The sequence below is a fragment of the Acinetobacter sp. YH12068_T genome, from assembly GCF_024606005.1.
GTDB lineage: Bacteria > Pseudomonadota > Gammaproteobacteria > Pseudomonadales > Moraxellaceae > Acinetobacter > Acinetobacter amyesii.
This window is the reverse complement of sequence record NZ_CP094555.1, coordinates 44,779-57,088: the sequence shown is the minus strand read 5'-3', so window position 1 is coordinate 57,088 and position 12,310 is coordinate 44,779. Positions and strand designations below refer to the sequence as shown.

Below are 12,310 nucleotides of genomic sequence, written 5' to 3'. Positions count from 1 at the left end.
AAAAGTCTTTTTTAGGGCAGAATATTATTCAATTAATTTGGTTATTTTTTAATTAATAAACCATGCGGTACATTAATTAGATTAATTATCCGAAATCAATGACCTTTTCGCCTTTTTTGGAATTTTTTCAGCAAATGAATGTCGGCCGCCCGAAAGACTTAGAAAAACGACAACGGATTTTAGAGTCTGCAAAACAATTATTTTTAGAAATGGGCTATCACGGTTGCAGCATGAATCAGATTGCACAACATGCAGCGGTCACCAAACTGACGGTCTATAACCATTTTCAGGACAAAGCCACGTTATTTACCAGTGCGATTGAAGACACCTGTGAATATATTTTGAATACCCGCCCGCGACACCTGCACAGCGAAAGTCATTTTATGCAGGCTTTCGTTGAAATTTGTGAGTTGGGGCTGAACATCATGAATTTGCCAGAAGCCATTAAACTGGATTTATTACTTTTGGAGTTGGCTGCCGAACACAGTCCCTTGGTGGAACAGTTTTTCCGTGCCTCACATTTGAAAATGCGCCAAGTCTGGGAAAATTTCTTTCAAGACGCAGCAGCTTTAAATTTCATTCAGCAGGATCACCCTGCCCGACAAACTGAACTGATTGTGTCGCTACTGATGGGACTACGCCATCAAGAAGTCTTATTGGGCATGCGCCCAGTACCTGAAGCAGCAGAGCGACAGGCCATTATTCACTCTGCCATCGACATCTTTATGTTGAAATATCAACTCGGCACGCAGAGCTAAGCATTTTCTGAAATATTTCAAGGCTAAACTGAAACAAATGGCATAGCTATTGCTCATTTACCTAGAAAAGTCATCCGACTTTTGTCTGTACCCCCTTTTGCCACGGCACTTTCGGGGTATAGTCGAGACAGGAATACGCGGAGAAATAACAAATGATTCAACAAATTGATGCTCCATTACGTGAAGACGTGCGCTTACTGGGCAATTTATTGGGTGAAACCCTAAAGCAGCATGCAGGACAAGATTTGTTTAATCAGGTAGAGCAAATTCGTGCTTTGTCTAAAGGCGCGCGCGATGGACAAGTTGAAGCTGAAAAACAGTTAGAACAATTATTTTTAAATTTAAAAGATGAAGAAATTCTGCCACTGACCCGTGCATTTACGCACTTTCTGAACTTTGCCAATATTGCCGAACAGTACAATGTGGTGCGCAGCCGTCGCCAAAGTGAGTTTGATGAGCAAGCACCTTCACCGAATCCACTCGATCATTTATTTGAAAAATTTAAAAGCAATAACATCAGTTCGGACCAACTGTTCCAACAAATTTGTGAATTAAAAATTGAATTGGTCCTGACTGCACATCCAACCGAAGTCAGCCGCCGTACCTTGATCCAAAAATATGATGGTATTAATGATTGCCTGTTTAAAATGGATCAACAAAAACTTACGCCACGCGAACGCAAAGCCGTACTGGATGATTTAAAACAACTGATTTGCTCGGCATGGCAAACGGATGAAATTCGTCAACATCGCCCGACGCCTGTCGACGAAGCAAAATGGGGCTTCACGACCATTGAACAGACCTTGTGGAATGCTGTACCCAAATTCATGCGTGAATTGGATGGCATGGTTCAAGATCATTGTGGCAAGACCTTGCCTTTACATGTTGCCCCTGTACGCTTTGCGTCATGGATGGGTGGTGACCGTGATGGCAACCCAAACGTCACCCATAATATTACTCAAGAAGTGCTGTGGCTTTCACGTTGGAAAGCTGCCGACTTGTATTTACGCGATATCGAAGACCTGCGCTGGGAACTTTCGATTCAAGAATGCAGTAAAGAACTCAGTGACGCCTTGGGTCATTTCCACCCTGAACCCTATCGTGAATATCTACGTGATGCGCGGGAACGCCTCAAAGCCACTCGTCACTGGTTGGCACTAAAACTCCGTGGTGAAGATGCGGACGATAGCCAAGTCATTAAAAGCCGCCATGAGCTGCTCGATCCACTATTGGTTTGCTACCGTTCACTGATTGACAGCGGTTTACCTGAAATTGCCAATGGTCAGTTACTCGACTTTATTCATCGGGTGAATTGTTTCGGTATCGAATTACTCAAACTCGATATTCGTCAGGAGTCGACTCGTCATCGCCAAGCGATTTCTGCCATTACTGAATATTTAGGTTTAGGCAATTTTGAAACATGGACGGAGCAAGCCCGTCAAAACTTCTTGATTCAGGAACTGCAAAGCAAACGTCCACTGCTACCGAAGTTTTTAAATGAGCCAAAACAAAGCCTGATTGAACATCCAGATGTACAAGAAGTCTTTGCGACCATGCGCACTTTGGCAGAACAGCCACCTGAAAGTTTAGGGGCTTATATTATTTCCATGGCCGAACATCCAAGTGATGTCTTGGCCGTATTGTTACTGCAAAAAGAAGCCGGCATCAAACAAGCGCTACGTGTCGTGCCACTGTTTGAAACCTTAAAAGATTTGGATGGTGCAGCCCGTACCATGAATACCCTATTTAATATGCATTGGTATAAGCAGCATATTCAGGGTAAACACGAGGTGATGATTGGCTATTCAGACTCAGCCAAAGATGCGGGCTTTATGTCGGCAAACTGGGCGCAGTATCGTGCACAGGAAGAATTAACCGCAGTTGCGAAAAAACATGATGTACAACTGACATTATTCCATGGCCGTGGCGGTTCAATCAGCCGTGGTGGTGCGCCGACACAGCAAGCGCTGTTTTCACAGCCACCGGGTTCGATTTCAGGAGCGATCCGTGTCACAGAACAAGGGGAAATGATTCGCTTCAAGTTTGGATTAGAAGGCATTGCCTTACAAAACTTAGAAATTTACACCGCAGCGACCTTAGAAGCGACCTTATTACCACCGCCTGAACCGAAACAGGAATGGCGTCAGCTCATGCACAGCATGACGGATCTGTCGGTACAGGTATATCGTCAAACCGTGCGTGAAAATCCGCATTTTGTAAAATACCTACGGACTGTAACGCCAGAACTAGAACTACAAATGTTACCGCTCGGCTCACGCCCAGCCAAACGTAAAGTCAGCGGTGGGATTGAGTCTTTACGTGCGATTCCTTGGGTGTTCGCATGGACGCAAATCCGTTTGATGTTACCTGCTTGGCTCGGTACAGGTGCTGCGATTAATCAAGTGATTGATCAAGGTCAAAAGCAGACACTCGAAGAAATGTTAGAGCAATGGCCGTATTTCCAAACGTTAATTGATATGTTGGAAATGGTCTTGTCTAAGGCTGATGGTCATGTGGCGCTGTATTATGAGTCTCATCTGACGGATGACGCAGACCTCAAACAGTTGGGTGAAGAGTTACGTCAGCGTTTACGTGATGCGGTACAAACGCTATTAGCACTCAAAGGTGAATCGAAATTACTCAGCAGTAACGATGTGCTCGACCAATCCATGAAGGTGCGTAAGCCTTATTTATTGCCGCTACATTTACTACAAGCCGAACTGATGAAACGCCGCCGTGCATACCTTGCCGAGCGTCAAGCTGAAAATACCCCAGTCGACCATGCGTTGATGGTCAGTATCGCGGGTATTGCGGCAGGTTTGCGTAACACTGGCTAAATCTTCCAAGTTTTCAAAAAGCACACAGAACTGTGTGCTTTTTTTTTGACCAGTCATATTGGTTTTAATTTATTTTGGAATATATAAAATAAGAAAAATTTATGAAGTATTGACTCTTATCCTATTGGATTAATTGCATGATTTAATGCCTTTTTTACACCCTTAAAACTTTTACCATTTGGTAAATTTACATGTAAAGTCATGTAATTAGTTTGAACAAAATATTTTTAAAAGAGATTAAATCTTCTAAAAAACAAGAGTATGATGTGCACAATTTATCTATTGAGTGCTCATTTTATGTCCAATTGGTTTCCCAAATGGCGCCCGTACGAAGGCAATATTGATGCACGTCCTGTAGGTACAAATGAGTACCTACCTCCGGTGCAAAGTGTTGTATTGGGGATACAACATGCCTTTGCAATGTTTGGCGCAACTGTCCTTGCGCCATTTTTGATGGGCTTTGATGCCAACCTTGCGATTTTAATGTCGGGGATCTGTACCATCCTGTTCTTCTTTATGACAGGTGGTCGTGTACCAAGTTATTTAGGCTCTAGTTTTGCCTTTATTGGTGTGGTCATTGCCGCAACAGGTTATGCAGCGTCAGGTACTGGCGCAGCAAATGCCAATATCGCATTGGCTGCTGGCGGGATTATGGCCTGCGGTATTTTATATGCCATTTTTGGTTTTATCGTGATGGCAACGGGTACCCGTTGGATTGAAAAACTCATGCCACCTGTAGTGACAGGTGCAGTGGTGATGATCATTGGTCTCAACCTTGCCCCAGTGACCATTAAAGGGGTTGCCGGTAATAACTTTAATATGTGGATGGCTTTAGTAACCGTACTATGTATGGGTTCAATTGCTGTGTTCACCAAAGGTTTATTACAACGTCTATTACTCTTAGTTGGCCTTCTACTCGCTTACTTGGTGTATTACATCATTTCCAATGTCATGGGTCATGGCACGCCAATCAATTTCGTTCCCGTACAAGAAGCCGCTTGGTTTGGTGTTCCTCAATTCCATTCGCCTGTTTTTGATTTCAATGCCATGCTTATCATTGCACCGATTGCGTTGATTTTAGTTGCAGAAAACCTTGGTCATATCAAAGCTGTAGGCGCGATGACAGGTGAAAATCTTGATCCGCACATTGGTAAAGCCTTCGTTGCAGATGGTGTTGCAACCACACTTTCAGGCGGTGTCGGCGGTCCGGGTATGACCACTTATGGCGAAAATATTGGTGTGATGGCAGTAACGCGTGTTTACTCGACCATCGTGTTTGTATTTGCAGGTGTATTCGCCATCTTCCTTGGTCTTTCTCCAAAGTTTGGTGCGATTATTCATACCATTCCGCAAGCCATTTTGACAGGTGCATCGATTGTTGTATTTGGTCTAATTACCATTGCAGGTGCGAAAATTTGGATTGAAAACAAAGTCGATTTCTCAAAAAATAAAAACCTAATGGTGGCAGCAGTCACGATTATTTTAGGTACAGGTGACTTTGCACTTCAATTCGGTAACTTCAACTTAGGTGGTATTGGTACTGCTACATTTGCAGCGCTGATTTTGAATTGGTTCTTTAGCTTGGGCGATAAATCAGAATAAGCCTCCAAAGCATTTAAAAAAGAATACAACATTCATTTGAAAAGCGGCCGAAAGGTCGCTTTTTTTTATAGCTGCTCTTTCGGTAAGATAAGGCATTAGCCAAGGAATACACCATATGCGACTGGATTTGTTCGACCTTCAATTGGTGCTGCACATTGTAGACAGCGGCAGTCTGACCAAAGGCGCTGCTCGTTCTGCCATCTCGCTACAAGCAGCCAGTGAACGGATTAAAAAACTCGAACAGCATTACCGCACCGCCCTGTTCACTCGCCAAGCCAAAGGGGTCAAACTGACTCTTGCCGGTCAAACCTTGGTTGAACATGCACAGCGCATCTTAGGTGAGGGGCAACAATTAGAACACGCGATGCTGCCCTTTGCGCGTGGGCTGAGTTCCAATATGACCTTATGGTGTAATTCATCTGCACAAAGTGAATATTTGCCGGTCTTGCTACCACGTTATTTACTGGAAAATCCCAACACACAAATTGAGCTGCATGAAGCCGAGTCTAAAGACATCATTGCAGCGATAGAGCAAGGTAATGCACAACTAGGCTTAATTTCAGGTTTCTTTAAATCTGCACAGTTACAAACACTAGAGTTTGCAGATGATCCTTTGGTACTGATTTGCCCTATAACTCATGAATTGGCCTCGACACCTAGCGTCAAACCCGCAGAGATTTTGAATTATCCCTTTGTCGGTTTAATGCAATATCATTCCTTGCAACAATCGATCGAGGCACAAGCCAAATTATTCGGCTGTGAAATTCAGTATCGGCTGCGTTTGCCAAACTTTGCCGCTATCGCACAAGTGGTGGCGAATGGTGTGGGCATTGCCATCATGCCAAAACGTGCGGCCCAACGATTAATCAGTTTGTATACCTTTGCCCAAGTTGAGCTCAGCGGTGACTGGGCCAATCGAAAACTGCTCCTCACCGCACGTAATTTTGATGATTTACCCTTAAATTATCAGCATTTCAGTCAGTTTCTACTGTCACAAAAATCTACTTTAGATGGCCAAGTCTAGGCTTTAAATCACGCCAAACTGGTGCAGCATCATATAGCTACCTAGGGCAATCAACCCGATAAAAAACACCTTACGGAATTTTTGTTCTGGAATGCGGTAACGGATTTTTTTCCCTGCCCACATGCCAATGAGCGCAGGAATCAGTGCCAAGGCTGACATGGCATAATCAATCGGGAGATCTTCCACAGGATTTTGCTGTAAGAACACTGCCAAACAAATAGTCGACGTGGTAAAGGCCAAACCGAGTGACTGTACAAGATCATCGCGTTTGAGCTGCAAACCTTGCAAATATGGCACCACAGGAATCACCACTACACCTGTGGCCACAGTCAGTGCTCCACCGAGATAACCGATCATTGGAGATAGCCATTTTTCATGTGGTGCAAAGTTCGGCAAGCTTTTGGCACAAAGCCCATACAATCCATATAGTGCCAACATGCCCCCCAGTAAAGCTTCACTTTTAAATTCACCATGTCCTAAAGTTGGAAAAATACTCCAAATTGAACCGACGATAATCCCAAGTAATAAGGGCCAAAAGCGTTGAATTAGGCGCAGCACCTGCCCTTCGGCAAATAGTTGCCAAAAGTTGGTGACCATAGATGGAATAATCAATAACGTCGCTGCCTGAAATGGACTGATCACCATGGTGAGTAGGCCCATCGATACCGCAGGCAGGCCTAACCCAATCGTGCCTTTAATTAGACCTGCGATTGCAAAAACTGTGATGACGAACCAAATCATGGCGAAACTCGCTGAAAAATTGGCTCTATGCTATGCAATTCAGGCACTTTGAAAAATCAGTGTTTTTGGAATAGAGCCTCAATAAAAAGTTGAGGCTAGGTTATAGCGTCTAAAGCAGATAGCGTAGATGGACTAAACAAACTCTTTTGATTTCGAATAAGTTATAAGCGTATTGGTGGAATAGTGATATAAAAACCGTTCCAATATGCTGTTTACTAGAACGGTTTTTAATAAAATATTGATACTTATAGGAAAATTTCAAGAATTTCGCATAACGTGTATTATGTTAATTTTAGGAAAGCTTAATAAATCCGTGTTTAAAAATTAAACTAGAAAGATTTTGTATTACTATCAATTTAGAATTCCTCTCTTATAAATCTTATTTAATGACGCTATCTTTTTGTATTGATGAAGCTATTTTATCAATGGTAGTACGAACACGTATTGGTAAGAAATTTGATCTTTTCCATACAATTTGAATAGGATAGTTAGTACTTGAATAGTTAGTAAGTAGGTGTATTAATTGACCACTTTGTATATATTCTTGAATCAACCAGGAAGGTAACCAACCAATTCCTCCGTGCATTAGTACATAATCTAATATGCTTTTTATGTCATCCATTTGAACTTTATTTTTTGGCAAATATTTCATAGTTTTATGATGAGAACTTTGAAATATCCACTTTTCAAGCTGCCCATTTTTCAAATATCCAATAGTCTGATGGTTATCTAAATCTTTGATGCTCTCAGGAATCTGGTATCTTTTTAAATATTCAGGTGTGGCACAGAGCCACATTGCATGCTCAGAAATCTTTTTAACCATTAATTGACTATTATCTTCTAAATTACCAATTCTTATCACTAGGTCATAATTATCTTCAATTAAATCAATATAACGATCATTAAAAGAAAGAACCATATTCAAATTTTGATGTTCATCTGCTAAGTCTCTTAATATCGGAACTATGAACTTTTGTCCAAATAATACAGGCATAGAGATACGTATCATTCCCTGAATATTTTGATTATTACTTTCAAATAATGTCTCAGCTATTAATAATTCTTGTACAGCCCGCTGGCTATGTTCATAGAAAATACTACCTTCTTCTGTGAGAGCTAAATGACGTGTATCTCTGTTAAAAAGTACTACTCCGAGCTGTACCTCAAGCTTTGAAATCATCTTACTGACAGCGGAACGAGTCAGATGTAATTTTTCTGATGCTTTAGTAAAACTTCCTTGTTCAACAACACTAATAAATGCCATCAAACTTTTCAGATCATTAACACGCATATTAGTTCCAATTGGGAATCAATGAGTTGATTTATTATCACTTTTGTATCCAATTTATCAATGATAATCTAATAAAAATTCATATTAGGAACCTTACTATGAACAGAATTTTAGTTATCAAATCTAGTTTTATGCAGGAAAAATCTCTAAGTAATCAGCTCATTAATAAATATTTATATAGACGTAAGCAAAGTGGTTATGTTGACCAAATAATTGAACATGATCTAGGAGCTATGAACTTACCAGTATTAAACTTAGAGATATTTAATGCCTTACGTGGAGAGGCGAATGAAAAACCTGAGGTAAAAGCAGCAGTGGCTCTCTCTGATCAATTTATTCAAGAGCTGAAAGATTGTGATCTATTATTGATTGCAGCACCAATGTATAACTTAAATGTACCAACCCAATTAAAAAACTGGTTCGACTTAATTGCACGAGCACGAGTAACTTTTCAATATACAGAAACCGCACCCGTAGGATTAATTAAAGGTGTTAAATCAATTATCTTTAGTTCACGTGGTGGTTTTCATCAAGATCTTCCAACAGATGCTGTTACAACATATTTAATAGCAGTATTAGGATTAATTGGTATTAATAAGGTAGATTTTATATATGCTGAAGGCACTGATATTAAACCATTAGGGAAAGCTAAAGCACTTGAATTAGCTTCACAGCAAATTGCTTTACAAACGAACGTAGGATTGTAAGTATATTCTTCCTTATGGCAATGAAATTATAATTTTCTATTGTTCTAAGGTTCCTATTTAACATAATGGCTGTTATAAGAAATGAAAATGTTAGAACCCATTTAAAGTGTCTATATTCTCACCAATAAAAATGTCTAGTTTATGATGGTTTAACCATCATGGGCTGGATATAAAATATAGATGCTGATCACTATGTCTGATAAAGAGATTCAACGTCTTGCTGTACTGCAAGATGTTCGAGATCATCGTATTACCCAAGTCCGTGCTTCTGAAATCCTCAATCTTTCTACCCCCCAAATTACCCTATTATTACAGAAGCTAAAGCAAGACGGTGTTTCACGCCTGACACATGCCAGTCGTGGTCAACCTGGCCATCGTCGCCATGATGAAGCCGTAAAGTCTGAATGCCTTTCCATTATTTCTGAACATCTGCTGGGCTTTGGCCCAACCTTGGCTCATGAGAAGCTGATGAGCATGTTTGGTCTGAATATTCCTGTGGAAACGGTTCGTCGCTGGATGACTGCCAATGAGCTCTGGATTCCGCGCTCCAAGCGTCTGAAACGGCCATATCAGCCTCGATATAACCGGGATTGCTTCGGTGAGTTGATCCAGATTGATGGTTCATATCATGACTGGTTTGAAGGACGAGCCGCCAAATGCTGCTTGCTGGTTTATATCGATGATGCCACTGGAAAGCTGTTGCATCTGCGCTTTTGTGAGGCTGAAACAACCTTTGATTATATGCTTTCAACCCGAGCCTACATTGAGCAATACGGCAAGCCGTTGGCCTTTTATAGCGATAAACACTCGGTATTCCGAGTCAATCAGAAATCCTGCCAAGACAGCAAGATCACGCAATTTGGGCGGATCCTCAACGAGTTAAACATTGATATTATCTTTGCCAACTCACCGCAGGCCAAAGGTCGTGTGGAACGTGCCAACAGGACACTTCAGGATCGTCTGATCAAGGAGATGCGTCTGGAAGGCATCAGTTCGATTGCCGAAGCCAATGCCTGGCTACCCTGCTTCATTGAGCAGTTCAATCAGAAGTTTGTCAAGTGTGCGAGAAATTCCAAGAACTTACATCGCCCTTTAACAGAGTTTGATGCTGAACTGGAGGATATTTTCACCTGGCAAGAACCGCGTAAGGTCACGAAGAACCTGACCATCACGTATGACAAGTGTATTTATATACTTGAGCCAACAGCACTGAATCATAAGCTTGTTGGGCAATACATTTCATTTCTGGAGTACCCGGATGGTACGGTGGCAATCATGCATGAAGGACGGAAGATCAACTATAGCGCCTTCAATAAACTGGCTGGACTACAGCAAAATGCAGTTGTTGAGAATAAAAGATTAGGCTCGGTTCTAGCCCATATCCAGCAGCAACATGAAGATTTGGAGAAACAGAATAAACGTTCCCGTCTCAAGAAAAGTATGCCGAGTCGTAAAGCTCAGAAAGCCATCATTGAACAAAGAAATTTAAATCCTGTGCTTGACTTAGAAATGTCCATATAGGACATTTCTATTTGGTTATTAGGTAGGACATTTCTATTTGGTTATTAGGTAGGACATTTCTACTTAGGAATAACAAGAGCAGCAGCTCTCGTTTTTTGATGTGGAAACTGCTAGAATACTTGTACGCCATTGACGTACACAGAATCTATGTTATTCATTGAAACCAGTATCTTTACCAAGCAAATCAAAGACCTTGTATCTGATGAGGAATATCGTCAACTTCAACAAGATCTATTGGTTCAGCCAGATAAAGGTGACTTAATCAAGAATGGCGGTGGCATTCGAAAAGTACGTTGTGCTCAAGGTAATAAAGGCAAAAGTGGCGGTATCAGAGTAATTTACTATTGGGTAAATGAGGATGATCAAATCTTTTTCTTGGTGGCTTATCCAAAATCTGTAAAAGATAATCTAACGGATAAAGAAACCGCCATTCTGCGCCAACTCGTGAAGGAGCAATTTCATGGATAACAACTTATTTGATGACTTAGTTGCTTCGATTAAAGAAGCAGGAGCAATCAAGCGCAAAGAGATCCAAGCTAGTCGAACGACCGAACTTGAATTACCAGATATTAAGGAAGTGCGAGAAAAAACTGGTTTAAGTCAAAGCGAATTTGCAGCACGTCTCCACATTAGCCATCGTACTCTGCAAAACTGGGAACAAGGCCGACGCTATCCAACAGGACCAGCAGCAACATTGATTCGAATTTTAGATGCACATCCTAGTCTTATTTAAAAAAATGCATTAAAAATGGGAGCTTAGCTCCCATTTTTTTGAATTCGTATAACGTGTATTATGTTAATTTAGGGTAAGTTAACATTCAAATTAATAGACCCCTTGCGAAAGTATGGCTTTTATCTAATTTTTTATTAGCTAAATCATTATAAAATATAATTGAATAATATTTAAATTTTAACCAATTTAAGAGGTCTATTCTAAATCATAAATAAAACTCCGTTCAAAAAATAGAATTTTAACCTTTACATAGGAAACCCTATAACAAGCTTTTTCATTACTAATTTCTTTTTGAAAATTATAATATTTTTTTTTAAATGGAAAACCTTTAACAACAACATCGCTCAGCAAATATTTATTACCATCAATATTTACCTCAAACTTATCAATACCATGTTTAGTTTGATATTTTTTCTCCAAAAACAAACATCCCACATTTACTTTATTTTTTATTTTATATTCTCTTGCTTTTTCCATAAGAAAATACTCCTTGGCAAAATAACCAAAATACACAACAGGAATTAGAGTTAAACAAGCAAAAATATAAAAACGAGGATAACCTTTATTAGATTCCATAAAACACCATTAAAGCTTTTTCATAAGTCATTTTTACTCAGTTCCAAATTATAGATTCCTGCAATTAAATTGAATCTTAATCCCAGTCTTTTACCACGGTTGCGATATCGTTAAGCAAGAATTTTGAAGGTTTTCAAAATCCCAAATACATGCTCAATTCCAATTCTTCTTTTATTGATTTCTTAGTTATAAAGTTTTAGCTCAGGCTCTAGTCTACAGTGCTTTTTTGCTTTTAATGGCAATAGACTATTTGGATACACGGTATAGATCACTTGGTAGCCCTTATAAGGAGAAAACACCTTGCAGGAATCTGATTTAAATGGCGTTTGAATAGTTCAAAATCATGTACGGCACCACGACTCGTGCATAAACTCAGAATTTATTGAGTTTTATAATGGAGGCTGAGATTACGATGTATAGAGATAAACACCTAATCGAATCTATTTAACATAAAATCTCTTATACGAAATTCAAATGTTAGAACCCATTTAAAGTGTCTATATTCTCACCAATAAAAATG

11 protein-coding genes are annotated in these 12,310 nt (G+C 40.2%); 8 read left to right on the top strand and 3 right to left on the bottom strand.

The window, feature by feature from the left end; genetic code table 11:
- Positions 1-134: 134 nt before the first annotated feature.
- The 4 genes from MST18_RS00240 to MST18_RS00225 all read left to right on the top strand — a co-directional run bounded on the left by MST18_RS00240 (position 135) and on the right by MST18_RS00225 (position 6,221).
- Positions 135-758 carry a TetR/AcrR family transcriptional regulator gene (locus MST18_RS00240; RefSeq protein WP_180133346.1) on the top strand — a complete coding sequence of 208 codons (624 nt, stop codon included), beginning with the start codon at positions 135-137 and terminating at the stop codon, positions 756-758.
- 152 nt (positions 759-910) lie between these two features.
- Positions 911-3,595 (top strand): phosphoenolpyruvate carboxylase, encoded by a 2,685-nt coding sequence (gene ppc / locus MST18_RS00235; protein WP_180133347.1) that lies wholly within the window; start codon positions 911-913, stop codon positions 3,593-3,595.
- A gap of 297 nt (positions 3,596-3,892) precedes the next feature.
- Positions 3,893-5,197, top strand: a complete 1,305-nt coding sequence (locus MST18_RS00230; protein WP_067765704.1) for a solute carrier family 23 protein — start codon at positions 3,893-3,895, stop codon at positions 5,195-5,197.
- A 115-nt stretch (positions 5,198-5,312) separates the two neighbouring features.
- A complete protein-coding gene (locus MST18_RS00225; RefSeq protein WP_180133348.1) occupies positions 5,313-6,221 on the top strand; it encodes a LysR family transcriptional regulator in 909 nt (302 codons plus the stop codon).
- A gap of 3 nt (positions 6,222-6,224) precedes the next feature.
- On the opposite strand, the gene MST18_RS00220 is transcribed toward MST18_RS00225, so the two are convergent.
- Positions 6,225-6,962, bottom strand: coding sequence for a sulfite exporter TauE/SafE family protein (locus MST18_RS00220; RefSeq protein ID WP_180133349.1), 738 nt, complete (start codon positions 6,960-6,962; stop codon positions 6,225-6,227).
- A gap of 379 nt (positions 6,963-7,341) precedes the next feature.
- Positions 7,342-8,253: a LysR family transcriptional regulator gene (locus MST18_RS00215; RefSeq protein ID WP_180128562.1), complete on the bottom strand. Its 912-nt coding sequence runs from the start codon at positions 8,251-8,253 to the stop codon at positions 7,342-7,344.
- 98 nt (positions 8,254-8,351) lie between these two features.
- On the opposite strand from MST18_RS00215, the gene MST18_RS00210 reads away from it, so the two are divergent.
- The 4 genes from MST18_RS00210 to nadS all read left to right on the top strand — a co-directional run bounded on the left by MST18_RS00210 (position 8,352) and on the right by nadS (position 11,214).
- The gene (locus MST18_RS00210; protein ID WP_180133350.1) at positions 8,352-8,960 is read left to right on the top strand and encodes an FMN-dependent NADH-azoreductase; all 609 of its coding nucleotides are present in this window, start codon (positions 8,352-8,354) and stop codon (positions 8,958-8,960) included.
- Between the two features lie 180 nt (positions 8,961-9,140).
- Positions 9,141-10,481: an ISNCY family transposase gene (locus MST18_RS00205; RefSeq protein ID WP_180133351.1), complete on the top strand. Its 1,341-nt coding sequence runs from the start codon at positions 9,141-9,143 to the stop codon at positions 10,479-10,481.
- 147 nt (positions 10,482-10,628) lie between these two features.
- On the top strand, positions 10,629-10,949 hold the full coding sequence (locus tag MST18_RS00200) for a type II toxin-antitoxin system RelE/ParE family toxin (protein ID WP_002126330.1): 321 nt from the start codon (positions 10,629-10,631) through the stop codon (positions 10,947-10,949).
- A complete protein-coding gene (gene nadS / locus MST18_RS00195) occupies positions 10,942-11,214 on the top strand; it encodes a NadS family protein (RefSeq protein WP_004676016.1) in 273 nt (90 codons plus the stop codon). The genes MST18_RS00200 and nadS overlap by 8 nt, the downstream gene beginning before the upstream one ends.
- 195 nt (positions 11,215-11,409) lie before the next feature.
- Here the strand turns inward: nadS and MST18_RS00190 are convergent, their stop codons facing one another.
- A complete protein-coding gene (locus tag MST18_RS00190; protein WP_168417344.1) occupies positions 11,410-11,790 on the bottom strand; it encodes a hypothetical protein in 381 nt (126 codons plus the stop codon).
- Between the last annotated feature and the right edge of the window lie 520 nt (positions 11,791-12,310).

Coding starts and splice junctions, on each gene's coding strand:
- MST18_RS00240 (WP_180133346.1), top strand. CDS start 135: ATGAATGTCGGCCGCCCGAAAGACTTAGAAAAACGACAACGGATTTTA.
- ppc (WP_180133347.1), top strand. CDS start 911: ATGATTCAACAAATTGATGCTCCATTACGTGAAGACGTGCGCTTACTG.
- MST18_RS00230 (WP_067765704.1), top strand. CDS start 3,893: ATGTCCAATTGGTTTCCCAAATGGCGCCCGTACGAAGGCAATATTGAT.
- MST18_RS00225 (WP_180133348.1), top strand. CDS start 5,313: ATGCGACTGGATTTGTTCGACCTTCAATTGGTGCTGCACATTGTAGAC.
- MST18_RS00220 (WP_180133349.1), bottom strand. CDS start 6,962: ATGATTTGGTTCGTCATCACAGTTTTTGCAATCGCAGGTCTAATTAAA.
- MST18_RS00215 (WP_180128562.1), bottom strand. CDS start 8,253: ATGCGTGTTAATGATCTGAAAAGTTTGATGGCATTTATTAGTGTTGTT.
- MST18_RS00210 (WP_180133350.1), top strand. CDS start 8,352: ATGAACAGAATTTTAGTTATCAAATCTAGTTTTATGCAGGAAAAATCT.
- MST18_RS00205 (WP_180133351.1), top strand. CDS start 9,141: ATGCTGATCACTATGTCTGATAAAGAGATTCAACGTCTTGCTGTACTG.
- MST18_RS00200 (WP_002126330.1), top strand. CDS start 10,629: ATGTTATTCATTGAAACCAGTATCTTTACCAAGCAAATCAAAGACCTT.
- nadS (WP_004676016.1), top strand. CDS start 10,942: ATGGATAACAACTTATTTGATGACTTAGTTGCTTCGATTAAAGAAGCA.
- MST18_RS00190 (WP_168417344.1), bottom strand. CDS start 11,790: ATGGAATCTAATAAAGGTTATCCTCGTTTTTATATTTTTGCTTGTTTA.